Consider the following 25,716-nt stretch of genomic DNA (forward strand, 5'->3'; position numbering starts at 1 on the left):
TTAAAGACTCTTCAGCATTTCATAATTCAATGTAAACGCTCGAAATAATGAGCATTTTTAAGAATGAGTAATTACTGTAGGCTAAGACTCCGGATTAAGGGGGCCGAGCCGGAAAATCCAGCTAACCCATCCAAAACATGATATTGGGTTCGAATAGATGTAGAAAATCCAGTTAATTAGATTGGCACCAGCTACTGGGGTTGGGGTTGGGGTTGGGGTTGGGGTTGGGGTTGGGGTTGGGGTTGGGGTTGGGGTTGGGGTTACCGTTGCTGCTGCCGCTGCTGTTGCTGTTGCCGTTGCCGTTACCACTGCCGCTGCCGTTGCCCTTGGGCCGGTGTTCGGGTTCGGGGCGGGCAGCGGCGAGAGTCATTATCTCCGACAAAAAATAATCCACAGGCGATTTTCTGTGGATATCTTCGTGTGTGGATATGTTGATACAAGTTAAACAAGTTATGCACAACAGGGACTTATGACCCTGTGGACTTGTGGGTAACTCTGTGGATAGATGTGGATAACAGACAGAGGACGCTCTCCTGACGAGGCGCCCTCTGTTTACTTTTGTAAATTCTCAACTATTTCAACCTACTGCGCTCTAACGTAACACCTTTCTCCATACGCAACGCTTCCCGCCAATAATAACCTGCAATGGCAATATCGAAGATACCTAAGCCCATCGGATTAAAATACACAGTTTCCTCTACTTCCACACTAGCTAGTTGATCGCGAAGCACCACATCCGCTAATGTTCGTACGTCTGATTCCTGTAAGTTATACAGGATGTGCAGCTGCTCAATATCTGTCTGTTCACGGCATACCTCGCGCCAATCATCCACAATGATCGCTTTCACGCCAGACACGCTTTCCGGTTTATAATCGCGGAGGGAGACATTGAGAAGGAGCGCCCCCTGAGGCGGAGCTTCATCAATATACCGCTCAGCGGATACCGTGCAGGTCATAATCACATTAGCCTCACGGTAGTCCGCTCGCCAATCGCTTACAATCTGCACCTTCTCTTGGATGTCAGAGGGAATCGTCGCAGCATCTACTCCCTTGAGATCATAGATGCTGACACAATCAATCCTATCTCCAAACAAAGCCACGCACATATCCAAATGCAAGCGTCCGATCGGCCCCCATCCTATTAAAAGGATGCGCAAACGTCCAGGCTGCCGGGCTTTTACGAAATGATTCATCATCACACCGCTAACGGCTGCTGTTCGCAGACCATTCAAAAGGCCGCTGTGGATAAATGCCGTAGGCTCTCCTGTCGATGGATTATTTAAAATCAGTGTATTATGAGCCCTAGGAAGTCCCATTAGGCGATTATTTGGGAAGCTCGCAATCCACTTGATGCCCGACATCGCGATATGACCGCCTACATAGGCCGGCATCGCAATGATACGATTTTGGGGATCGCGAAAGCGTAAGTATGGCTTCAAAGGGTGTGCACAGTCTCCACTATCTTGTATAGCTACAACATCCTGAATAATGTCGGTTAGCTTCTTCCAATCGATTCCGATTTCTCGGATATGGTCATCCTGTAAATACAACATCCGCTAGTCTCCCATGCTAGTTACTCGGTGTATACCCGATCTCTCGTTCAACCCATTCATCGTTATACACAGTATTTAAATACCGCTCACCACGGTCTGGTAAAATGGCTGCGCAAACAGCTCCAGGAGGAATCAAGCTGCTCATTCGTTGTATCGCCGAAATAACGCCTCCGGAGGAAGCGCCCGCTAACACGGCTTCTTCCCGTACTAAGGCTCGGCAGCCTTCCACGCAATCCCTATCCGAGACATAGATAACCCTGTCTGCCACATCATCCCGATGCAAACCCGGTGTTATACCAGCACCTAATCCAGGGAATTTTCTTGGACCTTTTTCCCCGCCAAAAATAACACTGCCTTCGGCATCCACCGCCACGATCTGCGTCTTCCATCCGCGATTACGGATATAGTCCATACATCCTCTGATTGTTCCACACGAGCTCACTCCGCAAAATAAATAGTCAAGTTCGCCTAGCTGCTCGCCGATTTCCCGCATCGTCGTCTCACTATGCGCCAACGCATTATCGGGGCTTCCGTACTGGTTCGTCCAGTACGCCTGCGGGATCTGACGCACAAGCTCAGCTACTCGCCGTATGCGGGCTGGCAGAAACTCACCCGTCGCCTCATCCGGCTCGGAAACAAGGTCGATTTCGCCATGAAAGCTGCGAATGATTTGCAAATGCTGCTGTGTCGTCCGAGGGTCAACAACACAGATGAAGCGAAGCCCGAGATACCGGCAGAATTGAGCGAGACTAATCGCCAGGTTGCCAGAGCTAGACTCTACAATGACACTCTCGCTCGTCACCTCGCCTCGGCTGATCGCCTCCCGCAGCATAAACAGGGCTGGTCGATCCTTCGCGCTGCCGCCAGGGTTCATCCATTCCATTTTGCCATATACTTCAAAGGGTTGATCTTTAAATAAACGTGATAGCCGAATAAGCGGCGTATGCCCGATCGCTTGGACAATACCTCCTTCAAGCTCCATGGCCATCCCCTCCTTTACGTGTAAAAAATTTTCTTATTTTTCACGGAGGTGCGGTTCTGTGAATCCTCAAAGGTGCCCCCGATAACCTGAATACCTTCCAAAAGCTTCGCTTGAATCATCATACCAATCGCCGGAATGCGATTTTCTACATCTGCTCGGATACTGTCCAGAATCGCTGTTGTTGCGAGTGGACTGTACACAAATACAGTTAAAGCGTTGCCGCTAACCTGTACACGAACACTAGCTTCACGCAGGTGGGCATATACGACGTCCTCAATATCATAGATACTGATTTTCTCGCCGTGCTTCAAATCAGGTCCAATACGTTTTACGATGCTCTGAAAACTCTGTGTAAGAACACCTTCAACCGCTATCACCCTCAAATCACGTACGACATCGTAGGTCACGTATCGCAGCGCTGGGAACGAATCTCTAATCGTTGAGGTGAGAACCAACACACGCTCCAACTCATCCGGTAGAGGCTCTAACTCGCCATCTAACTGTTCCGTCGTGATACCCTCTGCAAGAATGCCCTCAGCAAATAAGTATCTGCCGTATGCATGTGAGAAGTAAGCAATGGTCCCTATCTCGATGGAGCCATACGTATCAGTGATCTGCGTCTCAGCTATCCCTAATCTTTCAGCTGTCCGCAGCCTCCAGCCTGGCGAAGCTATTTCGCCTACCAGAATGACATGCTGGATGCCATAGCTTGCAGGATCCTCCGACGCTTGCAAAATCCGATCCAAAATCGACGGCATCGTATACAGCACCTCGGGTCTGAAGCTCTGAAGCCGTTCCACATGCTGCTCGATTGGCAGCCGAAAGGAAACCGATTCAACCTCCATACCGAGCTCGCGAAACACCTCGACCGCCGTTGCCTCCGCATGCCCAGTACCCATGTCTGCCATCGCAGTACGATAGCATGTGCCTGCAAGAATCGCCCGAAAGACGTCCAATTTAACTCGCAAATAAGCCTCCTCGTCAGCTTGCGAATAGAAAATAGTCTTCCGCCGCTTCGAGCTCGTGCCTGACGTCTGATACCGATTCATATCCGCTTGCAGCAGAAACGGGTTAGCCTCCGAATAGTAAAACGATTCCAACATGCCCGCTGTCACTAGCGGCAATTCATCATCCACGCCAAATTCCTCTTTATCCGCTGAAACAACTTGCTCGAGTTCTGGCAGCAACCAAGGAAATTGCCGCTTCATCCTGTGTGTAACTTCTTTCATGTGCATAGACGTGCGGCTCCTCCTCTCAGCTCCACTAACGGATCATGCACCCAAATCTACCTGCCTACATATTCTATGCGCCCTTCTCACCCATCGTTCGTTATTCCTAAGCGATAACCCCACTTTCCCTGTTCACCTGCCTCCCCTTTGCCTCATATCATATTGAAATAATGAAACGCCGTACTCGGTAGAAAGAGGATCTTCCCCATGACAAGTTCACTGAAGGCCGTTTCAAGCAAATGGATTAAAACACGCATCATGATTCGGAATGTGAAGCTGCGTCAGCATGTGCCTACTACGCATCCTTTTGATCGCAGCAGGTTGTCATCCATGCTCACCCAGCACAATATGCTCTACGTTAAACCCGACATCGGCTCCCTAGGGATAGGCGTTATGCGCGTTGAGAAACGTGGAGGCACCTATCGCTATCAGAGCGGGGTGAGCATCTACCGTTTTCCGACCTTTGAGACCATGTATCAATCCCTGCAGCGCCGCTGCGGCACCAAGCGATATCTCATTCAGAAAGGGATCTACGTTTTGACTCACGAAGGCAGTCCCTACGACTTCCGTGTCATGGTTCAACGCGACCCTTCGGGGAAATGGGTATGTACGGGCACTGCAGCTAGGGTTGCCCATCCACAGAAAGCTGTCACCAATGGCAGTCAAGGTGGTACGATCTACAGTCCCTTTGACCTGTTGGCACCCCGATTCGGCGCCCAAGCTACGTCTATGCTTATGCTGCAAATGGAAAAAATATCTTATTTGACCTCCGCTCAAATAAGCCGCGCCTATCCGAACATGAATGAGCTCGGCATCGACATCGCTGTCGACCAACGGCTAAAGCCATGGATCCTAGAGGTCAATACGCGGCCAGATCCTTGTCCCTTCACCAAGCTGGAAGACAAATCAATCATCCGCAAAATCGTCCGATTCGGCAGAGCTAATGGTCGAAAGTATGACTTAACCTGCTCGAAAGCGAAGAAGGCTCCTAGACGGAGGATAGCAACCACTTCTGTTAAGCAACAGCTCCAGAACGTTGAACCTCTTATCGACCCTCTTATCGACCCTCTTATCGAACCTTTTTCAGAACCTCATACTGAAAATGAATGAGGTTTTATACCGTAACAGCTCGCTTTCCGCGCGACCTAACAAAAAGAGCCGTCCCGCAAGGTTATTCACCTTGTAGGACGGCCTTATGATAAGAGTTATGAACCTGCGCCGCGGTACCGCTTTACGCCAATGTTCCACACCGTGATGCCCAGCGCACTAAAAGCGATGCCCATCACTGGGGTTAACAGCGCGAACCACTTCCAGTTGTCCGGATCAATGAAATAGGCAGCTGGATAGAAGCCAACAAATGCAAATGGCAGAATCCACGTGAGAATACTTCGTAACAATTTATTATAAATAGTTGCCGGATAACGCCCGTAGTTTTGAATATTCCATATTAATGGCAATATACCGGTTGGTGCATCGGAGAAGAACGCCAATGAGGTTAACGAGATATATACGCCTGCATAAATAAGGATCGAGCCCACCACCATGACGATGAAAATCAACGGATCATGCCAGTGGAACGGCAAATCCAGCTGCACCCAGGAGTAGATCATAACGACCAAACCAGCCAATGCACTGAACATGGAAGCTGGATCCAGATTTTCGAGCATCAACTGCCAGAGATTATAAGCAGGTCTCGTTAGGATACGATCCATTTCTCCTTTGACAATGTAGCGCTCACTAAAACCCCATAGATTAAAAAAGGAAATAAATATGCCATATGGGATCATAAAATAACCGTAGATGAACAAAATTTGTTCTTGATTCCAGCCGCCAAGCGATTGCGTTTGCAAAAAGACGACAAGAATGAAGAATAGATTCAACCCATTGAACAACAAGTCGGACAACACTTCAATCCAAAAATCGGATCGGTAGGTGAGCCTTGTTTTCATGTAGTTTTTGAAATAGTCGAAAATGAGGGTGAAATAAAACATGCGTTACCCTCCCTGTACGAATAAACGTGTTTTGGATTTTACCCACAGTACATAAATCGGAATAATGAGGAGCAAGAACCAGAGTACCTGTACGCCAAAATTCTGGAGTATCGCATTGCCCGTTATTTTTCCTGTAAACACAGCACTGGGTAAGTACGTAATCGCCTGAAAAGGCAGCCATTCAAGAACGGACTTGGACCATCCTGGAAAGAAGGATATCGGAATAATAAGACCAGAGAATAGGTCAACCGCTACACGCTTCATGCGCATAAGACCCTCATTATTCTCAAGAAAAAAAGCAAACAAGCCCGTAATAATATTCAACTGTGTATTAATCAAGAAGCTGAAGAACAGCATGACTAAGTAAATGACCCATAAGCTCGGATCAGTAGGGAATTGAATTGGAAGCAGCAGCCAGATCAGAATCATGCCTGGAGTTGTGAAGAGCAATAGTCGGAAAACCCCTTCTCCTAACCCTTGCATCATTTTCACAAAAATATAATTGTAAGGCCGGATGAATTGAATCGCGACACTTCCATCCCGAATCTCGTTAGCAATCTCACGATCTAGGTTATTAAAATAGAAAGCGCGGCCCATCCAGGAAATCGCCACATAGGTTGTCATTTGACCTAGGGTAAGCCCCCCGATGATAGCTTGGTCGCCGTAAATCGCTTTGTACACGAAATAGTACGAGCCAATATTAAGCGCATAGATCAGAATCCCGCTGTAGTAATTGACCCGATAAGCCAGCATCATGAGGAAACGCATGCGTATAACTTCTAAATAAGCTTTATGCATGTGTCGTGACTCCCTCTGGTTGAACGATGTCCAAACGTTTTACTTCAGCTGAACCTGATTTATAAATTTCACGAACAATATCGTCCGTATTCGTTTCATTAATCTTGATATCTTGGATTTGTAACACACCAACGACACGGCTTAATACATCTGAGATATTAGCTCTCTCGTAAGGAATGAACACTTTAGCCGAAAGCTCATTATCTAACTGCCAAGCTACATCCAAACCTAGCGTCAACTCTTGAAGACGGGCTAACGTTGTGGGTTGCTCGAATTGAAGCACGACCTCTTTACCCTTGCCCCATCTCGCTTTCAATTCTTCCAGACCGCCATCATAAATAATTCGGCCGTCATCTAGCATAATAACACGGGAGCACAGCGCTTCGATGTCTTGCAAATCGTGCGTTGTCAGCAGAATAGTCGTCTCATACCGTTGATTGAGCGACTTCAGAAATTCGCGAATCTCTGTTTTTACAACAATGTCGAGGCCGATGGTCGGTTCATCCAGAAACAAAATTTCGGGATTATGCAGCAAAGAAGCTGCCAATTCACAGCGCATCCGCTGACCCAAGCTCAGCTTACGGACAGGTCTGGATAGAAGATCTGACAGCTGCAAACGATCAACAAGCTCGTCGAGACGTTTCTTGTAATCGGCCTCCGAGACACGATACACTTTTTTCAACAGCTGAAACGACTCCACCACCCCAATGTCCCACCAAAGCTGGCTGCGCTGACCGAAAACAACACCGATCCCAGCCACGAATTTCTCACGTTCTTTAAAAGGCACGTAACCATTCACTTTGATGTGGCCTGACGTTGGCACGAGAATTCCCGTCAGCATTTTGATTGTCGTTGACTTCCCAGCACCATTTTCACCAATATATCCACAAATTTCGCCTTTTGGAATCTGAAAGCTTATGTCCTTCACGGCTGTAATTTGCTTATACTCTCGTTTGAATAAATCCTGCACGGCTCCTTTGAGGCCACCGCGGCTTTGCTGAACTTGAAATTCCTTGCGCAGCATTTGAACATCTATGGCTAACATGCGTCTTCCCCCCTGACTTTGTCGTCTCGGTTACAGATTACGGCACCATTCGTCATAACTTGCTATCGAAGTTTCGTAGCATCTATAATATGGATCATAATGACGTTTCTTACCACATCAGAAAGTATTCGTTTTCAGCTCCCAAAAACGGCCTTCTGTTTGGCGATAATCTCACAACCGTACAACATGCTCATGATAACCCAATTCTGTAAGAAAAAAAAGTACAGATTAGCATGGAACGTATTTTCCCTTTAAAATAACCTGGAAATTTACCTTGGAGAGGAGCTTACATAGTATGAAAATCTTCAAACGGACCATGCTCCTAATTGTCATGCTTCTTTTGGTGGTCGCTGGCTATTATTCTTACGCCTTCTACAGATTTGCTAACAATATCTCTCATAATTCAGATAGTAATGGTGGTAAAGGAAGTGGAAGCACAACCTTAATTCCGAATAACGTAAAGGACACTGGAGATAAATACACACCACCGAAATGGGAAAGCAAGCAGCGGGTAAATATTTTGCTGTTAGGCGGCGATTCTCGTGGCATGGTGAAAAATGAGTTACCGAGATCAGACAGTATTATGCTGGCTTCCATCGATCCGGTCACAAAAAAGGCTCATCTGTTCTCGATCCTGCGTGATACTTACGTGAAAATCCCCGGCGAGGGCGAAGATCGAATCAATACAGCGATCACAACAGGTGGACCTAACCTGGCTATGAAAACCGTTAGTGATCTGCTCGGCATCCCAGTTCAATACTACGTTTATACAGATTTCAAAGGCTTCATCGCACTTATCGACGCTGTTGGAGGAATCGATATTGATGTCGAGAAAGACATGAAATATTCCGACTCCGAAGATGATCATGTCTACGATATTAATTTGAAAAAGGGACAGCAGCATTTGGACGGCAAAACAGCCCTACAATATGTACGTTTCCGCCATGATGCGCTGTCCGACTTTTCCCGAACAGAGAGACAAAGAAAATTCCTGACAGCTGTTGCAGCTAAAATGCAATCCACTTCATCGCTGATCAAGCTGCCGCGCATTCTGAATGCGATCGATCCGTATATTGATACGAATCTTAGCGTAACGGACATGCTCAAGCTTGGAAGCCTTGGCTATGAAGCCAAAGCAGACGGTATCGTCTCTTCGCAGCTCCCTCCATCAGACTTGCTTATGGAGAAAACGATCCGCGGCGCATCCGTAATTACAGCGGATAAACTGAAGCTTCAGCAGTATATCAAAAATCTTTTCGCCGGTACCGCAGAAGCCGATACAGGCCCAACCAAGCCATCACCTTCGCCAACACCGAAAGTCGCTGGGAAGACAGTGAAATAGGAACGCTGCGTGCCATAGCATGAAAAACCGGATAATAAGAGTGGGTATCCACTCTTATTTTTTGTATGAGTGCGCATTCGCGTCGATTGTAACGATTGGCAGATTGGCATGTGCTGCGTTACCTCAAAATTGCTCGCTGAGGCGGTGTATAACTATGCACAAGAATCACGAATGACAAAGTTGGAAATTTGTCATTCGTGATTTGTTAGTGCCGTGAGGTTGGCGAGGCGTACGAGGTCGCTGTCAATGAATGCTGTAGATTCCACTGCTGGAACAAACGCGAAGAACGACAGTGGTTTTACTACAATCTCCTTCTCCGGGGCGGTGTATAACTGCTCAAAATAAATGCGAATGACAAAAATGAAAATTTGTTATTTGTAATTTGAATGAATTAATACCACTACTACATATAAAGGAATGATTCACTCATGGAACGTAAGCAATCCGAGCTCCTCTATCAAGAAGCACTGCAACACATCGTCGGCGGGGTCAACTCCCCTTCCCGCTCATTCAAAGCCGTTGGCGGCGGCGCGCCCGTCTTCATGAAGCGTGCGCAAGGCGCACACTTCTGGGACGTAGACGGGAATCGCTTCATTGACTACCTCGCCGCCTATGGCCCGATCATTACCGGTCACGCGCATCCGCACGTGACCGAAGCGATTATACGCGCCGCACAGAACGGCACGCTGTACGGCACCCCGACCGAACTCGAGATCGAGTTCGCCAAAATGCTGAAGTCGGCGATTCCCTCGCTCGACAAAGTGCGTTTCGTCAACTCCGGCACCGAGGCCGTGATGACGACGATTCGCGTGGCGCGCGCATACACCAAGCGCACCAAGATCATTAAGTTTGCCGGGTGCTACCACGGCCACTCGGATCTCGTGCTCGTGGCGGCCGGCTCCGGGCCGTCCACCCTAGGCACGCCGGACAGCGCCGGCGTGCCAGCAAGCATCGCGCAAGAGGTCATTACCGTGCCGTTCAACGACATACCGGCACTAGAGGCCGCGCTTGCGCGTTGGGGTGAAGAGATCGCCGCCGTGATGGTCGAGCCCATCGTCGGCAACTTCGGCATGGTTATGCCCCATGCCGGCTACCTCGAGCAGCTCTGCGCAGCTGCTCGCAAACACGGCGCCCTCGTCATCTACGACGAGGTGATCACGGCGTTCCGCTTCCATTACGGAACGGCACAGACCTATCAAGGCCTCCCTATTCTAGAGGGAGGCACTCCACAAGCCCGGTTCGCCGCGATCGAACCGGACCTGACGGCCCTAGGCAAAGTGATCGGCGGCGGGCTGCCGATCGGAGCCTACGGGGGCCGCAAGGAAGTGATGGAGCAGGTCGCGCCGCTCGGACCTGCGTATCAAGCCGGCACGATGGCGGGGAATCCCGCCTCCATCTCGGCCGGTATCGCCTGCTTGGAGGTGCTCCAGCAGCCTGGGGTTTACGCCAAGCTCGAGCAGCTTGGCTCAACACTTGCCAATGGCATCGCGGAATCCGCTGCCCGTCATGGCATCGCCCTGACGCTGAACCGTATCGGCGGCGCATTCTCTACACATTTTTGTGATCATCCGATCACCAATTATGACGAAGCCCAAGACACCGATGGCGAACGCTTCGCTGATTTCTTCCGACTTATGCTGGAGCAAGGCATCAATCTCGCTCCTTCCAAATACGAAGCTTGGTTCATGACAATAGCCCATACCGATGAGGATATTGCTCAAACGCTAGAAGCGGCAGATCGTGCTTTCAAAGTCATGTCCACACGCTGATTGTCCCAAAAACGAACTATGATCCTATCAGGATTATAGTTCGTTCGTCTTTCTACCCTTACATGAGGTGTTAGGAATTATGGTTTTATTCACCAATATACAAAAAAGGTAACGCTTACATTTGTGATTTGCATTCGCAAGTATTGTCGGATGCAGAATTTCATGCTATTCTAAGATTACTTTTACCCTTTTAGCGAAATCGCTCCTTTTCACAGTATTTTCCTAGAAAGTTAGGGCATGATTTACAAATACTATGCAGATTTTTGTGTGTGGTGCCCTACTTTACAACGTGTCGATTTATGCCGTATTACATGAGTTATATCTCCTGTAATTTGGTATGATATTCAGTCATTATGCATCTTTATACAAGAATATGCATATTTCGGATTTGACCCACATTGTGGTTTTTCTTCAGGAAATGAGATAGCTAGCAGATTCATCTGTGCCAGAATGCAAGAAGCGTAAGCAAGAGGAGTTTAAATATGTATGGGAGGTGACGGTCAGGCGACTGACCAGAGCAATGAATGAAATTATGCGTAATGAAGGCCGTTTTCAAGATCTACTAGGAACCGAACACGACAGCTGCGGTATTATTTGTATTATTGAAAAGAATGGTCATCCTTCCCGTGATAACATCCAAAAGACGATTAATGCCCTTGTTAAAATGGAACATCGTTCTGGATTTATCAATGGTGAAGGTGATGGTTGCGGTATTCTAACAGATATTCCACGTGCTCTCTGGGAAAAGAAGTTAACAGATGCGGGTCTGGACAACAAACTTGCCTATGACAACCGTTTTTCTGTTGGACATATCTTTGTTCCACGCAAGTTGGATTTGACTGTTACTGAGATTCAAAACGGCATTCGCGAGCTTTTTGCCTCCCATGATGTATCCATTATTCTAGAGCAAGAAAACCTAGTTGATAGCGGCTCATTAGGCGCTAATGGTTTGCTCGATGAGCCTACGTTCTGGCAAATTGCAGCCATCAGCAATAAGACCGAAGGTCAAGTTGCCGATCACCTTTATGAACTGCATATTGCGATTGAAGATCGTTACAACGTTCATGTTGCTACACTTAGTAATGTAACATCTGCCTACAAAGTACTAGGTGCAGCTAGCATCCTACCTAAATATTTCAATGACTTGCGTGATCCTTTGTTCGCTTCCCAAGTAACAATCGGTCATAACCGTTATTCAACAAACACATTGTCCAGCTTCTTCCGTGTTCAACCGTTCTCCCTTCTTGGACATAACGGTGAAATTAACACAGTAAAGAAACTTCGTCTTGAAGCTGACATGGTTGGTGTTCCACTGGTTAGCGGCGGGTCTGACTCCCAAGACATGAACAGAACGATTGAAACGTTCATTCACCGTTTTGGCTTATCCCTTTTCGAAGCCATGGAAATGGTATTCCCTCCTATTATTAATGAAATGAAACAGTTCCGTCCTGAGCTTCAAGATCTTTATGTGTATTACCGTCAAGTATGGGGCCACTTTGCACAAGGTCCAGCGGGTATCGTTTCCCGTTACGGTAACGAGTGTATTTTCAGCGTCGATGCATTAGGTCTTCGTCCAGTGTGGATGGTTGAAAGTGATACGTCTCTCTACTTCTCATCCGAGCAAGGTGTTATCACGGTTGGCGAAATGGTTGCTGATCCGAAGCCGATTGCTCCAGGTGAGAAAGTCGGTGTTGTTCTAACACCAGGCGAGCACATTCAAGTGATTCCTTATCACGAAGTTCAGTCTTTGGTTTATGATCGTGTAAGTAAACGTGTTAACATTGGCGGACTTCGCTCTTATTTGAACCCTACTCCAACGAATACAGAAGCTGATCTTAATGAAAATATCGTTACAACGGATCAAGTGTACAGTGCATTTGGTTGGGATCGTGACGGTATTTCACACATTGAATCCATGTCCGAAACAGGCGCTGAGCCAATTCGTTCATTGGGTCATGACTCACCACACGCAGCACTTGCATGGGAACGCCAAAACGTGCCTGACTTCATTAAAGAAAGTGTTGCCGTTGTAACGAACCCAGCTATTGACCGTGACCGTGAAATGGAGCACTTCTCCACACGTGTTATCGCGGGAGCTCGTCTTCCGGTATTTGCACAAGTGGATAGCAACCTTCGTCTTGAGCTTCTTGCTCCGCTTGTTCTTGAAGGAACGAACGGTGTAGGCAGCGAAGAGAACCTATCCCAACCATCTCTAGAGCAATTGCTTGCACAATTCCGTGCACAAGGCGATAACAAGGTAGCTGTTCTATCCACAACTTTCGCTAGAGGAACTTCACTTAAAGACGGCTTGAACCAACTTGCAGCAGACGCAATCTCTGCAACACGTGGCGGTGCGGTGCTTCTCGTCTTGGACGATTCTGCAGCTCACCAAAACGACCGTTTATGGCTGGATCCGCATCTTGCTGTTTCCAAAATCGATATCGCACTTCGTGCGGAGAAACTCGGTTTCGGCGACAACCTGCGCCGTCAAGTTACACTGATCCTTCGTTCAGCTGCTATTCGCAGTCTGCATGATATCGCGGTAGCTTGTGGTCTTGGAGCAGATGTGATCTCACCTTACTTGCTCTTCTCCACGGCTTCTGACAAAGAAGGCAACGCAGCAGCAGCACGTAAAGTATATGCGGCACTTACAAAAGGACTTGAAAAAGTCATTTCAACAATCGGTACGCATGAGCTTCGTGGGTACACACGTTTCTTCTCCTCCATCGGCTTCCATCCGGAAGTTTCCGAGGTGCTGGATATCGTGAACTACCTCGGAAGTGAAAATGCAGGAACTGGTTTCGCACAGCTTGAATCTGAAGCTGAAGCACGTTATGCAGACTTCACGAATCCGAAAGCAAAAGCGGCGAAAAACTTCCGTTTCTTCCAACGTATGTGGAAAGCACTAGGCGATGCTGCATCAGGAGCTGCTCCTTACAGCGACTACCGCGACAAGCTGCGTGAAGAAGAGAAGAAGAACCCGATTTCCATTCGTCATATTGCGGGCTTCAAAGCGATCAGCGATGGCCGTCAGCCACTCGATCCGTCGCAAGTTGATATTTCCATTGGTGGTCACTCCTTGCCGATGTTGATTTCTTCGATGTCCTTCGGTTCACAAAACGAAACAGCTTTCCGTGCCTACGCTGAAGCCGGCGAACGTCTGAACATGGTAACCATGAACGGCGAGGGCGGAGAGATTAAAGATATGCTTGGCCGTTACAAAAGAACGCGCGGAGCGCAAGTCGCTTCCGGACGTTTCGGTGTTAACATTGAGCTTGCTAACGCAGTAGCTTTCCTTGAGATCAAAATTGGTCAAGGGGCAAAGCCAGGTGAAGGCGGTCACTTACCAGGTTCCAAAGTTACAGCGAAAATCGCTGAAGCTCGTAACGCTACAATTGGTTCAGACTTGATCTCGCCATCCAACAACCACGATATCTACTCCATCGAGGATTTGGCGCAAATCATTTCCGAGCTTAAAGAAGGTAGCGGTCGTAAAGCCAAAATCATCGTAAAAATCCCAGTTGTTCCTGGTATCGGTACGATTGCAGTTGGTGTTGCGAAAGCTGGCGCTGACGTTATTACACTTTCCGGATTCGACGGTGGTACTGGTGCGGCTCGTATTCACTCCTTGACGCACGTTGGTCTTCCTACGGAAATCGGAACAAAGCTTGCTCACGTTGCATTGATTGAAGCTGGTCTTCGTCACCGCGTTGAGCTATGGTCCGATGGCGGTCTGAAATCAGGCGCTGACGTTGTTAAAATGGTTATGCTCGGTGCTAACCGTGCTGGTTTCGGTAGTATCGCAATGCAATCCATCGGATGTACAACATGTCGTGGTTGTCATCTAGACACTTGTCACGTTGGTATCGCAACACAAATTGATTCCATGGAAGAAGCCGAAGAAAAAGGTCTTCGCCGTTTCGTACCGCGTGTCTTTGACACGGCTGTAGATAGCCTAGTTCGCTTGTTTGGCGGTATTGGTGAAGAAGTACGTGAAGTCGTTGCTTCCCTTGGTTTCAAAAGCCTGCAAGAACTCGTTGGCCGTTCCGATCTATTGGAGCAAATCAGCCACATCGAGCGTATTGATCTTTCCGATATTCTTCGTCCTGCTCCACTTCAGTTCATCTCTGAAGAAACAAGAGCGGCTGAAGAAGCAGCAGTTTCGTCCGATATCCGTATCGCGGCTGGTGCAGAAGGTTTGGACTTCTTCCCAGATTCCGTATCGTTCGATGCTCCTGTTGTTCGCAACTGGTCCAAAGTGGATGCTGAGTCCCGTATCCTAGGAACTCGCTACTCCAGTCATCGTGTAAGAGATCGTTTCAACGGCAGCTACGATGAGCTTCCAGCTGTTGCACTAAACCTTGTTGACGGTTCCGTTCCAGGTAACGGTCTTGCAGCATTCAACGCACGTGGTGTTAACATCACTGTTCACGGTGGAGCTGAAGATGGTCTTGGTAAAATGGCGTTCGGTGGTAAAGTTGCCATCGTCAAATCACTTGGTCATAACAACACCTTCATCAACGGTAGCGTTGGTAAATCATTCGGTTACGGTGCTCAAAAAGGCTTGTTCTTGATTCAAGGCAGCGCAGATACGCGTGCTTGTATCCGTTTCTCCGGTGCTGACGTTGTCTTCGGCGGCGAAATCACAACTCCTTTGCAAGATGAGCTTGGCGGTCTAGCGGCTCGTGCGAACCTTAAAGGCTTCGCGTTCGAGTACATGACAAACGGCCGTGCCGTTGTTATGGGCGATCCAGGTCCATGGATCTGTGCGGGTATGACTGGTGGGGTTATCTACCAACGTCTAGTGCCAGAAATGGGTCTTGATCAAGCAGCGATCGAGCGTCGTATTGCTAAAGGGGCTAAGGTTAAACTTGAGCCTATCGGTCTTCAAAGCAAGAAAGATCTTACTGAATTGCTCACAGCTTACCACGCTGAGCTTGCGAACTCCGGTCAATCCGAAGCCGCGGCGAAAATCGAAGGTTTGCTAAGCAATCTAGAAGCTAACTTTATCCGGATCTCTCCGGTCAACATGCAAGCTGACCAATCCGTTGCTACAGAATAGTATGAACACAAACAGCACAAGACCTGAATTGGTCTTGTGCTGTTTTTTATCGAAACCACATATCCATTGCATAAAAACCGTCCATCTATCGCATTTTATTACTGCAACACCATCCGCATACCACAGGAGGTTTTCAGCGATGAGCCACTCGAAGCGCCGCGAAGAAGCAGCATGGAAGGGTCGTAAACAAGCTCAACATCCACCACATGGTAAGGTGAAAGCCCTGGCTGAATTCGCCAGCGAGTATGATGCGGAAAATCAGAAGTAACTAAGCACCCCTCTCCTCCCACACGTTAAAGAGGGACCAACACAAAGTAACCCGGTTCTCTCGTTTCTCTTGAAACGAGGCGCCGGGTTCTTTGTTGTAGTAATTGTAGTGCTCCTAAAAGCCGTATTTATCACGGATTCTCCTAATGGCGCGGACGTGATGGCTTGCATGTCCGCCCATCATTTTCAACAATTGCGCAACGGTTTCTTCCCGTTTCGTCGTGCGTACCGTGCGCTCCATCGCGTTCGGCAAATGCCTGCACAACCCAAGAATATGCCCTCTAGTCACTAGGAATAGTTGTATTTCATTCGTGATGGGTCTCTCTGCGTATGCCAAGCCTCGTTGCCATGCATCAGCTTGAAACGAATTCCCCTCGTACATCCGCCCAGACTCAGCCAAGGCAAATTTCACTTTATGCATCGCAACCAATTCAAGATCAACTACGTGCAGCGCGTGTTCACGGATGGACCATTTGCCAAGTTGCTCACTGCAGCCCATTTGTTCTGGCGACAACCCGACAAATGCGTTCTCAAACTCATCTATGCCCGTTTCATATAAACGGATAATATCCGCATCCGAGGGATAGAGCTCCTCCCAGTACACCACGGTATAGCCATCGATGGTTGGAATCAGCAGTTCTCGAATATGCCCCTGAATTTCCTGTATCGTCATCGCTGCAGAGCAGCCATTGGCTAGCAGGTTCATTTCCATCTCCACCACAGAGGGAATTCCTATGTACACTAGGCCCCCTCGTTGTGGTGAGGTATGATTAGGCGCTAACCAACGATTCATGCCGGACTGCATCGGCTCGTACCGCGACGCCAGTACCGCCTCATCCTGTGAGCCTCCCATGCGCAGCAAGGCCGCACTGCTTTCTTCAGCCATCTCGAGCAATTCCCATCCCAGCTGCTCGGTATAAAAGGCTAACGAGGCCTCCAGCTTATCCACGCTCAGCAAAAGTCTTGCCCGCCTTTGGTACATGATTACCTCCCCCAATTGTACTAACAAAAAATACGCTCCGTCCTAATTTCGACGGAGCGTACGATAATGCCTACTTCTTGGCCGCTTGGTAGGCCTCGATATATTGTGCAGCCTTCTTAGCAACAAGGCTGTAGTTTCCTGTTTTGACCGCTTCGCTAGTCAAATCCGAGCCGATGCCGACGGCAACTGCGCCGGCCTGGATCCACTCGCCGAGGTTGCTCAGCGACACCCCGCCTGTAGGCATAATGTTCGCCTGTGGCAGCGGACCTTTAATGGCCTTAATCATCGCCGGGGAGTACAGATTGCCCGGGAATAGCTTTACAATGTCCACGCCAAGCTCTAGCGCGGCTTGAATATCAGCAATGGTCATGCACCCTGGCATGATCGGCACACGATACCGGTTACACAAGGTAACCGTGCTCGGGTTCAAAGATGGGCCGACAACGAACTCGGCCCCGCTTAGGATCGCGGCACGCGCTGTTTCGGGGTCTAGGGCTGTGCCCACCCCAATAATCGCGTACTTGGACGCGTCCTTCGCTGTGCTCGAGTAGCGCTTCGCTAGCTCCTCAATCGCGCGCAGCGCGAAAGGCACGGTCATCGTGACTTCGATGACTTTGATACCGCCGGCGATCGCTTGATCCGCCATTTCGACGACTTCTTCTGGTGTATCTCCGCGTAAGACGGCGACTACACCCTCATTTGTAATTTGCTGAAGTAATTGAAGTTTCTTCACAGTCATCTTCCCTTCTATGTGTAAACCATCGTTTGGCATTCGTTATTGCACACTCTATACGTTCTCGATTAACGCTCTATATGTTTAATGTTGTTAAGTACCGCTTCCACTTGCTCCCACGTTGGAGCGCCTTCCCAGTCGCCTTCTGTCTGCACGATCATGGAGCCCACTAGATTCCCGATGCGAACTGCCTCTGGATATTCGTAGTCCTTCAGCACGCCAACCAAAAAACCTGCACAGAACCCATCGCCCGCACCAACGGTATCAACGACTTGCTCGGCTTTGAAATAAGGTACAGTTGTAATCGTATCCGCTGTCACTACATATGTCACATCTTCTCCACCTTTGACGATGGAAACGGCCGACAACTCGCGCAGCTTGCTCACAATGACATCCCAATCTTCTGTTTGGTACAGCAGCTTCAGCTCATCCAAGCCAGGCAAGAAAATATCGGACAGCTTCGCTAGCTCGAGCAATACTGGACGCGCCTCATCGATGCTCCACAGCTTCAAGCGCAGATTCGGATCAAAGCTAACTTTCACGCCATGCTTACGTGCTAAGCGAACAGCTTCAAAAGCTGCCTCTCTGCACGATTCACTAAGCGCCGGTGTGATACCGGTAATATGCAATATTTTAGCCACTGCGATGTATGCCTCGTCCAAATGTTTCGGCGTCATCTGACTTGCTGCTGAGTTTTTGCGATAGTAGTAAACGGACGTTTTGCCCATCAGAACTTCACGCATCATGAGACCTGTTGGAGCCTCTGAAGTCAATTCCGCGCGAGAAACATCGACGCCTTCACCACGGATTTTTTTGAAAATCATACGTCCTAGCGGGTCCTTACCCAGCCTACCGAACCAACCTACACTGCCGCCAAGACGAGAAATACCGATTGCCACATTGCTCTCTGCACCGCCAAACAGGCTATGCAGCTCAGAGGAGTATTCCAAGCCCTTGCCGCCTGAAGGCATTAGCAGTGCCATTGTCTCTCCAAACGTAATAATATCTGGTCCTGATCCTGTATTTACTGACATAGAAGCACTCCATCCATTCCGATCACGACTCGCGTGTCCCGTTAATTGAAACGTTTAAATAAATGAGATATCTCATATTATAGTGGATTTGAACGGATTTCACCAGACCTTTACGCAAGGGCTTCTCACTTCCAAATAGAGGAAAAAAACCTCCTGCTCAATCACTCCCTAAGGAATGACTACGCAAGAGGTTGGTTTATCGTTTTATGCCCCCGTCGCCTTAGCGGCTGCCAGTTCGTTCTTAAACTCTTCATGAATGCGACCATTCGTTGCCATCACGTTACGAACACCTAGATGATATGGTTTCCCTTCGGTATCCGTCACACGACCGCCTGACTCGGTAATGAGCAAGGCACCTGCCGCAATATCCCAAGCATTGAGGCCGATTTCCCAAAAGCCGCTAAGTCGTCCCGCCGCCACATAAGCCAAATGCAGCGCAGCTGACCCTGCGACCCGGATGTTGCGAACCTTAGGCGACAGCGCTTGAACACCTTTCAGGTTGATAGGCAGCGCCCCATCACGATCAGCCGGGAATCCTGTGGCGATTAAACTAGTGAGCAGCGTCTCATCTTCGGAGACCTCTGTTTTTTTGCCGTGCATGTAAGCGCCTTTCCCTTTCTCCGCAACGAATAGCTCATCGCGTGATGGGTCATATACAACACCTACGATGACTTCACCTTTATGTGCTAATGCAATGGATACCGAGAAAAATGGAAAACCATGAACGAAGTTCGTCGTGCCATCAATCGGATCCACGATCCAAAGATACTCTTCGTCGCTCATTTCTTGCAGTGCTTTGGCCGATGCCTCTGGACCCGGCTCCACGCCTTCCTCACCTAAGATCGAGTGGTTCGGGAAATGGGTCATAATCAGATTGCGAATCAGCTTCTCAGAGCCTTTATCGACCTCTGTTACCAAGTCTTGTGCAGAGTGCTTCGTTCCCACATGATTGATATCCCCAAGCTTAGTCTTGATCCATTGACCTGCTTTGGCCGCCGTATTAATGGCTACAGCTGTAAAGCTTTTACTCCCGACAACAAAAGTTTCCGTCTTACCTTCTACCATATATATCAACTCTTTCTTTTCATTAATTTAGATATTACGTTAAGTATAGTAAATTATACGTTTCTAATACTAGTGCGTTTCATCCTAATTTATTCGTACAATTTCACATTGGCGTAGAAAAAATGACAAAAAAAATCCGCTGCGGCAAGCATGCCGTGCGGATTTACTTATTATTAAATACCAACGATGTGGTAGCCACCATCAACATAAATGACTTCACCCGTGATACCTCGGGACAAGTTACTCATGAGGAACATTGCCGTGTCGCCAACTTCAGCTGTATCTGTCGTTTTGCGAAGCGGAGCTTTCTCTTCAACTTGACGCAGGATGGAGTTGAAATCCTTGATCCCTTTGGCAGCCAATGTACGAATTGGACCTGCGGAAATACCGTTCACACGAATGCCGTATTGACCAAGATCTGCTGCCAAGTAGCGTACGCTTGCTTCAAGTGCTGCTTTGGCAACGCCCATCACGTTGTAGTTCTTCATAGCGCGTTCAGCGCCTAAATACGTCATCGTCATGATGCTTCCGCCTTCTGTCATCAGCGGGTAAATCCGTTTGGAGACTGCAACGAGAGAGTAAGCACTGATATCATGCGCAAGCGCGAAGCCATCGCGTGATGTATCTACGAACAAGCCGTCAAGTTCTTCTGTTTTAGCAAAAGCAATACTATGTACTAGGCCATGCACGACACCGAATTTCTCTTTGAGCGCGGATGCCAACGTATCAATCTCAGCATCAACAGTTACGTTACATGGCATTAAGCTTGAGCCTGGAATTGTATCAGCCAGTTTGCGCACGCGTTCTTCTACACGCTCGTTTTCAAACGTGAATACTAGATTAGCACCTTGTGCGGCTAAAGATTGTGCAATGGCCCAAGCGATACTGCGGTCATTGGCAACACCCATTACAAGTATATTTTTTCCGTTTAATAATTGACTCATGTTCGTAGAAGCCCCTCTCACAATGGCATGGATAGTCGTTCATTTCTTCAAAGTACCCCATTTTGTCCAACAATTCAAGAAAAATATGGGATTAGAGCTGAAGCGACGCCTCATCCAGGGCTGTGACACCTTCCTGCCCCTTCAAGTCTTCCATGAGTTTGAACAAAGCGCTATCCTTCATCTTTGCTTCGATCATAATATCCAGTTTAGGTGTGATTGGGGCTATCGCTTTCAGAAACGCAAATAATGGCTCCACCTCCACATAGTCGGCATGACTTCTTGGTTCCGTTTCGCCTTTGGGGCTGGAAACGTGAATTTTTGGAGGCAGCGTGGCTGAGGCATCGTCCAAATGCATGCGTGCACGTATGAGCCATGTCTCCTGAATGCGCGGCCATAGCTCGACAATGTCTTCCCCATTGTTATTGACCGCATGATGATGCACATCCAACACCATAGGGGCACCGACTTCTTCGGCAATCTCAAGCGTTTCTAGCGCATTGAAGGTTTTATCGTCATTTTCCAGGGTGATTCTCCGTTGAATTGGCGTGCGTAGTGCAGTGAAGTTCTGAACAAATCGCTTTGCTGCCTTCGTTTTATCGCCGTAGGAGCCCCCAACGTGGATGTTACACATCGCTTCCATGCCAAGCCCCATCGCGTTCAGCATCGCGGAGTGTCTCTCCAAATCCTGAACAGACTTCTCTAACACGTCCTTCCGTGGCGTGCTGAGCACGGTAAAGTGATCGGGATGGAAGCTTACGCGCATATTATTCTGCTTGGCATAGCTGCCAAGCTCCTGAAACTCCTCGGACAGCGTTGGGATTGGGTCCCAATCACCTAGCATTTCATGGCCAATCAGCGGGATAAAACGAGAAGAGAATCGAAACACCATGATGTCATGAGCACGATTATGTCTAAGCAGCCGGAGCGTGTTATGTAAATTTTCAGCACCGATGCGCTCTAATTTGCGGATGGCTGCATCGCGATCGAGCAGGTTGCTGAAGTTCGTAGCGGTCATCGTCTTGGATGGAGAAGCATTCTTTACCACGGTGGACATGGCTACGTATCCTAGGCGAATGAGCATGTTCGTTAACCTCCAGATTCATTTCCAATTGGATTCTATGGCTTTTGACTACCTATTAGATTACCCTAGCGAATCGTTACACATACAAACAGACCCTTTGACGTTCGAGAACGTCATAAGGGCCTTTATACGCATTTGAAATGGGATTAATAATACCAAATCTCGATACGGGCAAGGATACCAGCCGGATTGCCTACGCTGCGGTTAGCATTGGATGGCGAGTTAAAACCCGCGATTACAATATCATTTTCACCTTGTTGAAGATACTTCTCGATATGGAATGTTCTGCCTGGATTATAAAAAGCTAACGTATCCTGCGGCCGATCGATTACCACGGGTCTTCCGTTAATGAGTACGATGGCATAGTTGTCCACAGCTAAGAATAAAGTGGCTTTCTTAACTTTCGAATGAACTTTGAATCTTTTGGCGACTACTGCTGCTGGGCCGATGGAGTCACTCGCCCCCCAAACATAAGCTTCACCTTCTTTAGGTTGCACCCATGCTGGATTCGCCTCGTTTTCAATTGCATTTACCCAACTGCCGTCAGTGCTGATAATTGTGTGTTTTTTCATTTCTATTCACTCCTTTCTAGTAAGATAAGCTATTATATGAAGCTAGTGTTCCGTTTGAAAGGGACAAAGGAAACCGTATAAACATACTAATTTATATAAAAAGATGGACTAACGCGGAACATAGTTCCTCAAACTTCAAAAAAGATCTCCCACCTTTGGACGTTACAACTTAAAACAGTCTTCAGCTTGCAGACTGAGAAGTCGATTTGCGACTGCTCGGCGGGGGAATGGTGCGATTGTGCTACTCAGACTGCGATTTCGGACGTCTCATGCGAGAGTTTCGTCAATCCAGCTAGTTTGTTTGACTGAGAAGTCGATTTGCGACTGCTCGGCGGGGGAATGGTGCGATTGTGCTGCTGAGACTGCGATTTCGGTCGTCTCACGCGAGAGTTTCGTCAATCCAGCTAGTTTGTTTGACTGAGAAGTCGATTTGCGACTGCTCGGAAGGGGAATGGTGCGAATGTGCTACTGAGACTGCAATTTGGAACGTCTCATGCGAGAGTTTCGTCAATACGTATGGTCAAAAGACTGGCGTGCGGGCAAGCATAACAAAAAACACCGACCTCAAAAGGTCGGTGTTTCTCTATACTACTTAAGCTTGCTCTCCAAAAAACATTTCGTACGCAAGCGAGGTCTGAATGCGCGCTTCTTCTTCTGTCAATCGACGAATAAGTTCCATCTCAACCTGTGTGACCTCTTCACCCTGGAAGTTAATTTCCGCGATGGAGGCAACAATACGTACGATGGCGATTGCTTGATTCTCAGGCGTGTAAGCAATAACTTTCTGGCCTGTCGGGAATACGCGGAAACCGCTCTTCACCATTTTGCCGCGGCCGTACTCCAGCAGCTCGTAGAGTTCCTGCTCAGACTTAAACTTACAAACTGAATTGAATTCCGTTTGAAAACCCATGGCTTATCTACTCCGCATCGAAAGAATATTGGATATTTTGCTTAGCTGCATGTCGCTCAAGCGCCAATCGAATGAGATCATCCAGCAGCTCTTTATATGGTTTACCTGTTTCTTGCCATAGTAACGGGTACATACTGAATGGCGTGAAGCCAGGCATCGTGTTGATTTCATTGATATAGATTTTTTGATCTGCTTTACCTAAGAAAAAGTCCACACGTGACAAGCCGCTGCCATCAACCGCCAAGAATGCACGGAGTGCCAGTGCTCTGACCTCATCCGAAATCTCTTCGGAGATCTCAGCAGGGATAATCATCGCCGATTTGCCATCCAGATATTTAGCTTTGTAATCGTAGAATTCATTGGAGGATACGATTTCACCCACCACAGAAGCGATAGGTTCATCATTCCCTAGAACAGCAACTTCGATTTCGCGGGCATCGATATTTTCTTCAATAATCACTTTGCGATCATATTGGAAAGCAAAAGCAACTGCCGCGATAAGCTCCTCTTGATTTCTCGCTTTGGAAATCCCGACACTGGAGCCTAAGTTAGCTGGCTTCACGAAGCATGGGTAACCAATCGCCGTTTCCAGCTCCATGAGGTGATAAGCGCGATTTTTTTCCCACTCAGTACGGGTAAAGTGACGGAAAATGCACTGTGGAAGCCCTTCTTGTGCAAATACTTTCTTCATCATGACTTTATCCATCCCTACGGCGGAAGCTAGTACGCCAGCGCCTACATAAGGAATGTTCGCCATTTCCAAAAGTCCCTGAATTGTCCCATCTTCCCCGAACGTGCCGTGTAAAAGCGGGAACACAACATCTAAACCAAGATCCTCCGCGCCAGCTGATGTAATAGAAGAAACAGCTACATCACCCTTCGTTTGAATGCCGCCAAAAATCGGCGCCAAAGCATTCGAAGCAGGAGCGCTAGCATCATCTGTGCTGAACGTTAAAGCTTCCTTCGATTGCGCTGGACCTAGGAGCGGCGTTCCGCTTCTCCATTCTCCTTTTTTGGATATGTAGAACGGTGTAATCTCATATTTCGTGAAATCCACAGCTTTCATAACCGCCAATGCTGTTTGCAAAGACACGTCATGCTCCCCGGATTTCCCTCCATAAATTAATCCAATTCGTATTTTGCGGCTCATTACGTACCTCCGTCTAGTATTTACAATTTCTATGCCATCTTACATTTCATCAGCAACATGAATAAACACGTACTTCGTCCTTTCCGACCAAGCAGGTGAATCCTTATATGCCCAATACCGATTGCGGCTATTAAAGGTATGCGCATTAACAAGCGGCATCCCATTGGCATCTTTACCTATTACAAATGTATTGTGCTGAAAGCGACCGTCACCATCCCAATCATAGCTGATCGTGTCACCAGGTTGAAGATCCTGGGGGTCTTTGACTTCCGTGCCTTTCAAACCATGCGTATGGGAGCGTTCGAAGTAATGATGCAAGCTGTTGGCAACTGCCCAACTATAGCTCCAGAGCTCTTGATGCCCTTTTTTGCCAGCATACCACCAGCCCGATTCCCTTTTCCCAGTATAGTCCATTGGAGCCCCGCCTGCAAAGAGGCATTGAGACACATAATTCGTGCAATCTACTTCAAAATATTCATACCGCGGATTCGGTTTTTGCCACCACATTTCCGCATATTGGACGGCTTTGGGACGGTTATAAATGATTTTGCGAGGAGCGGATTCCAGACCACTCGTATTGCGTATACTAGGATTGATATAAGGAAGAGATGGTGAACTGCGCAGGGTATCTATGAATGTTTCGTTCTCTGACAAATGGAAGCTGCGACCGTGGCTGGTCCGGGACTTTTCGCTTTGCAAAGATTCGGCACTTTGTACCTTCCATGCTGCTGTATGCTGTTCAATGATCACTCGCTCTGACTCTATCCGCTCCTCCTGATGTTCTATTGAACCCATTTGATAGGTCAAAAATCGGTGCAGCTGGATATCCGCAATAATGCCATATGGCAATTCCTTAACACCTTGCATACGGAGCTTCGTCTCTCCGCGCAGCAGCTTTGCACCACGTTCTCGGTAACTGTTCAGGAGCCTTCGCACCTTGACATCCTGTTTCCGTACATAAGCGCTGTCTGAGACAAATGCTTCCAAGGGTGCAGCCGAGCCCTCAAGCTCAGCCTGATTTTTCGCATGAACGTAATTATATAGCGCTGTTTTCCAGGACATCTTGGTATCCCTCCTTATACTTTATTAAGGTATTTATAAGTTTCGTTAGGACAAGCCCGAATTGCTTTGAATTGATTCAATATATGACATTTTGACGGTAAAAATGATTGAAATTAATCTTTACTCGCACGTGGCGAAGCGCTAT

Annotated in this window: 22 protein-coding genes; 6 read left to right on the forward strand and 16 right to left on the reverse strand. The window is 48.0% G+C overall.

Going from position 1 to position 25,716, the window contains the following annotated elements; all coding sequences use genetic code 11:
- Window positions 1-181: 181 nt before the first annotated feature.
- On the forward strand, window positions 182-445 hold the full coding sequence (locus tag AC58QM_RS24405; RefSeq protein WP_497287447.1) for a hypothetical protein: 264 nt from the start codon (window positions 182-184) through the stop codon (window positions 443-445).
- A 127-nt stretch (window positions 446-572) separates the two neighbouring features.
- On the opposite strand, the gene AC58QM_RS24410 is transcribed toward AC58QM_RS24405, so the two are convergent.
- The 3 genes from AC58QM_RS24410 to AC58QM_RS24420 are packed head-to-tail and all read right to left on the reverse strand — an operon-like array spanning window position 573 to window position 3,770.
- On the reverse strand, window positions 573-1,553 hold the full coding sequence (locus AC58QM_RS24410) for a 2,3-diaminopropionate biosynthesis protein SbnB (RefSeq protein WP_497287448.1): 981 nt from the start codon (window positions 1,551-1,553) through the stop codon (window positions 573-575).
- Between the two features lie 16 nt (window positions 1,554-1,569).
- Window positions 1,570-2,535, reverse strand: a complete 966-nt coding sequence (gene sbnA / locus AC58QM_RS24415) for a 2,3-diaminopropionate biosynthesis protein SbnA (protein WP_497287449.1) — start codon at window positions 2,533-2,535, stop codon at window positions 1,570-1,572.
- A 14-nt stretch (window positions 2,536-2,549) separates the two neighbouring features.
- Window positions 2,550-3,770 carry a phenylacetate--CoA ligase family protein gene (locus tag AC58QM_RS24420; protein WP_497287450.1) on the reverse strand — a complete coding sequence of 407 codons (1,221 nt, stop codon included), beginning with the start codon at window positions 3,768-3,770 and terminating at the stop codon, window positions 2,550-2,552.
- 201 nt (window positions 3,771-3,971) lie between these two features.
- Here AC58QM_RS24420 and AC58QM_RS24425 point away from each other — a divergent pair, with 201 nt between their 5' ends.
- Complete coding sequence (locus AC58QM_RS24425; protein WP_497287451.1) at window positions 3,972-4,874, forward strand: YheC/YheD family protein; 903 nt, start codon at window positions 3,972-3,974, stop codon at window positions 4,872-4,874.
- A gap of 95 nt (window positions 4,875-4,969) precedes the next feature.
- On the opposite strand, the gene AC58QM_RS24430 is transcribed toward AC58QM_RS24425, so the two are convergent.
- The 3 genes from AC58QM_RS24430 to AC58QM_RS24440 are packed head-to-tail and all read right to left on the reverse strand — an operon-like array spanning window position 4,970 to window position 7,598.
- A complete protein-coding gene (locus tag AC58QM_RS24430) occupies window positions 4,970-5,755 on the reverse strand; it encodes an ABC transporter permease (protein WP_497287452.1) in 786 nt (261 codons plus the stop codon).
- A 3-nt stretch (window positions 5,756-5,758) separates the two neighbouring features.
- Window positions 5,759-6,553: an ABC transporter permease gene (locus AC58QM_RS24435; RefSeq protein WP_497287453.1), complete on the reverse strand. Its 795-nt coding sequence runs from the start codon at window positions 6,551-6,553 to the stop codon at window positions 5,759-5,761.
- Window positions 6,546-7,598: an ABC transporter ATP-binding protein gene (locus tag AC58QM_RS24440; RefSeq protein ID WP_497287454.1), complete on the reverse strand. Its 1,053-nt coding sequence runs from the start codon at window positions 7,596-7,598 to the stop codon at window positions 6,546-6,548. Before AC58QM_RS24440 ends, AC58QM_RS24435 begins: the two co-directional genes overlap by 8 nt.
- Before the next feature lie 295 nt (window positions 7,599-7,893).
- Here AC58QM_RS24440 and AC58QM_RS24445 point away from each other — a divergent pair, with 295 nt between their 5' ends.
- The 4 genes from AC58QM_RS24445 to AC58QM_RS24460 all read left to right on the forward strand — a co-directional run bounded on the left by AC58QM_RS24445 (window position 7,894) and on the right by AC58QM_RS24460 (window position 16,039).
- Window positions 7,894-8,940: an LCP family protein gene (locus AC58QM_RS24445; RefSeq protein ID WP_497287455.1), complete on the forward strand. Its 1,047-nt coding sequence runs from the start codon at window positions 7,894-7,896 to the stop codon at window positions 8,938-8,940.
- Between the two features lie 428 nt (window positions 8,941-9,368).
- Window positions 9,369-10,709, forward strand: coding sequence for a glutamate-1-semialdehyde 2,1-aminomutase (locus tag AC58QM_RS24450; RefSeq protein WP_497287456.1), 1,341 nt, complete (start codon window positions 9,369-9,371; stop codon window positions 10,707-10,709).
- Window positions 10,710-11,241: 532 nt separating this feature from the next.
- Window positions 11,242-15,771: a glutamate synthase-related protein gene (locus AC58QM_RS24455; RefSeq protein WP_497287731.1), complete on the forward strand. Its 4,530-nt coding sequence runs from the start codon at window positions 11,242-11,244 to the stop codon at window positions 15,769-15,771.
- Window positions 15,772-15,910: 139 nt separating this feature from the next.
- A complete protein-coding gene (locus AC58QM_RS24460; protein ID WP_477589236.1) occupies window positions 15,911-16,039 on the forward strand; it encodes a DUF6254 family protein in 129 nt (42 codons plus the stop codon).
- A gap of 114 nt (window positions 16,040-16,153) precedes the next feature.
- Here the strand turns inward: AC58QM_RS24460 and AC58QM_RS24465 are convergent, their stop codons facing one another.
- The 10 genes from AC58QM_RS24465 to AC58QM_RS24510 form a co-directional block, all read right to left on the reverse strand.
- Window positions 16,154-17,020, reverse strand: a complete 867-nt coding sequence (locus tag AC58QM_RS24465; RefSeq protein WP_497287457.1) for a DinB family protein — start codon at window positions 17,018-17,020, stop codon at window positions 16,154-16,156.
- Window positions 17,021-17,090: 70 nt separating this feature from the next.
- Entirely contained in the window at window positions 17,091-17,753 is a 663-nt protein-coding gene (locus AC58QM_RS24470; protein WP_056617588.1) for a bifunctional 2-keto-4-hydroxyglutarate aldolase/2-keto-3-deoxy-6-phosphogluconate aldolase, read from the reverse strand.
- A gap of 68 nt (window positions 17,754-17,821) precedes the next feature.
- Window positions 17,822-18,787, reverse strand: coding sequence for a sugar kinase (locus tag AC58QM_RS24475; protein WP_497287458.1), 966 nt, complete (start codon window positions 18,785-18,787; stop codon window positions 17,822-17,824).
- A 204-nt stretch (window positions 18,788-18,991) separates the two neighbouring features.
- Complete coding sequence (locus AC58QM_RS24480) at window positions 18,992-19,852, reverse strand: inositol monophosphatase family protein (protein WP_497287459.1); 861 nt, start codon at window positions 19,850-19,852, stop codon at window positions 18,992-18,994.
- A 173-nt stretch (window positions 19,853-20,025) separates the two neighbouring features.
- The gene (fabI, locus tag AC58QM_RS24485; protein WP_497287460.1) at window positions 20,026-20,796 is read right to left on the reverse strand and encodes an enoyl-ACP reductase FabI; all 771 of its coding nucleotides are present in this window, start codon (window positions 20,794-20,796) and stop codon (window positions 20,026-20,028) included.
- Window positions 20,797-20,887: 91 nt separating this feature from the next.
- Window positions 20,888-21,877, reverse strand: a complete 990-nt coding sequence (uvsE, locus tag AC58QM_RS24490) for a UV DNA damage repair endonuclease UvsE (RefSeq protein WP_497287461.1) — start codon at window positions 21,875-21,877, stop codon at window positions 20,888-20,890.
- Between the two features lie 146 nt (window positions 21,878-22,023).
- Window positions 22,024-22,449, reverse strand: a complete 426-nt coding sequence (locus AC58QM_RS24495; protein WP_497287462.1) for a hypothetical protein — start codon at window positions 22,447-22,449, stop codon at window positions 22,024-22,026.
- 592 nt (window positions 22,450-23,041) lie between these two features.
- Entirely contained in the window at window positions 23,042-23,359 is a 318-nt protein-coding gene (locus AC58QM_RS24500; protein WP_436233791.1) for a hypothetical protein, read from the reverse strand.
- Between the two features lie 7 nt (window positions 23,360-23,366).
- On the reverse strand, window positions 23,367-24,509 hold the full coding sequence (locus AC58QM_RS24505) for a D-alanine--D-alanine ligase (protein ID WP_497287463.1): 1,143 nt from the start codon (window positions 24,507-24,509) through the stop codon (window positions 23,367-23,369).
- Window positions 24,510-24,548: 39 nt separating this feature from the next.
- A complete protein-coding gene (locus tag AC58QM_RS24510; protein ID WP_497287464.1) occupies window positions 24,549-25,571 on the reverse strand; it encodes an amidase domain-containing protein in 1,023 nt (340 codons plus the stop codon).
- Between the last annotated feature and the right edge of the window lie 145 nt (window positions 25,572-25,716).

It is taken from the genome of Paenibacillus sp. J22P165 (genome assembly GCF_059692015.1).

Excerpts from the sequence above, each read along its gene's own strand:
- AC58QM_RS24410 (WP_497287448.1), bottom strand. The coding sequence starts at position 1,553 with ATGTTGTATTTACAGGATGACCATATCCGAGAAATCGGAATCGATTGG.
- sbnA (WP_497287449.1), bottom strand. The coding sequence starts at position 2,535 with ATGGAGCTTGAAGGAGGTATTGTCCAAGCGATCGGGCATACGCCGCTT.
- AC58QM_RS24420 (WP_497287450.1), bottom strand. The coding sequence starts at position 3,770 with ATGCACATGAAAGAAGTTACACACAGGATGAAGCGGCAATTTCCTTGG.
- AC58QM_RS24425 (WP_497287451.1), top strand. The coding sequence starts at position 3,972 with ATGACAAGTTCACTGAAGGCCGTTTCAAGCAAATGGATTAAAACACGC.
- AC58QM_RS24430 (WP_497287452.1), bottom strand. The coding sequence starts at position 5,755 with ATGTTTTATTTCACCCTCATTTTCGACTATTTCAAAAACTACATGAAA.
- AC58QM_RS24435 (WP_497287453.1), bottom strand. The coding sequence starts at position 6,553 with ATGCATAAAGCTTATTTAGAAGTTATACGCATGCGTTTCCTCATGATG.
- AC58QM_RS24440 (WP_497287454.1), bottom strand. The coding sequence starts at position 7,598 with ATGTTAGCCATAGATGTTCAAATGCTGCGCAAGGAATTTCAAGTTCAG.
- AC58QM_RS24445 (WP_497287455.1), top strand. The coding sequence starts at position 7,894 with ATGAAAATCTTCAAACGGACCATGCTCCTAATTGTCATGCTTCTTTTG.
- AC58QM_RS24450 (WP_497287456.1), top strand. The coding sequence starts at position 9,369 with ATGGAACGTAAGCAATCCGAGCTCCTCTATCAAGAAGCACTGCAACAC.
- AC58QM_RS24455 (WP_497287731.1), top strand. The coding sequence starts at position 11,242 with ATGCGTAATGAAGGCCGTTTTCAAGATCTACTAGGAACCGAACACGAC.
- AC58QM_RS24460 (WP_477589236.1), top strand. The coding sequence starts at position 15,911 with ATGAGCCACTCGAAGCGCCGCGAAGAAGCAGCATGGAAGGGTCGTAAA.
- AC58QM_RS24465 (WP_497287457.1), bottom strand. The coding sequence starts at position 17,020 with ATGTACCAAAGGCGGGCAAGACTTTTGCTGAGCGTGGATAAGCTGGAG.
- AC58QM_RS24475 (WP_497287458.1), bottom strand. The coding sequence starts at position 18,787 with ATGTCAGTAAATACAGGATCAGGACCAGATATTATTACGTTTGGAGAG.
- AC58QM_RS24480 (WP_497287459.1), bottom strand. The coding sequence starts at position 19,852 with ATGGTAGAAGGTAAGACGGAAACTTTTGTTGTCGGGAGTAAAAGCTTT.
- fabI (WP_497287460.1), bottom strand. The coding sequence starts at position 20,796 with ATGAGTCAATTATTAAACGGAAAAAATATACTTGTAATGGGTGTTGCC.
- uvsE (WP_497287461.1), bottom strand. The coding sequence starts at position 21,877 with ATGCTCATTCGCCTAGGATACGTAGCCATGTCCACCGTGGTAAAGAAT.
- AC58QM_RS24495 (WP_497287462.1), bottom strand. The coding sequence starts at position 22,449 with ATGAAAAAACACACAATTATCAGCACTGACGGCAGTTGGGTAAATGCA.
- AC58QM_RS24500 (WP_436233791.1), bottom strand. The coding sequence starts at position 23,359 with ATGGGTTTTCAAACGGAATTCAATTCAGTTTGTAAGTTTAAGTCTGAG.
- AC58QM_RS24505 (WP_497287463.1), bottom strand. The coding sequence starts at position 24,509 with ATGAGCCGCAAAATACGAATTGGATTAATTTATGGAGGGAAATCCGGG.
- AC58QM_RS24510 (WP_497287464.1), bottom strand. The coding sequence starts at position 25,571 with ATGTCCTGGAAAACAGCGCTATATAATTACGTTCATGCGAAAAATCAG.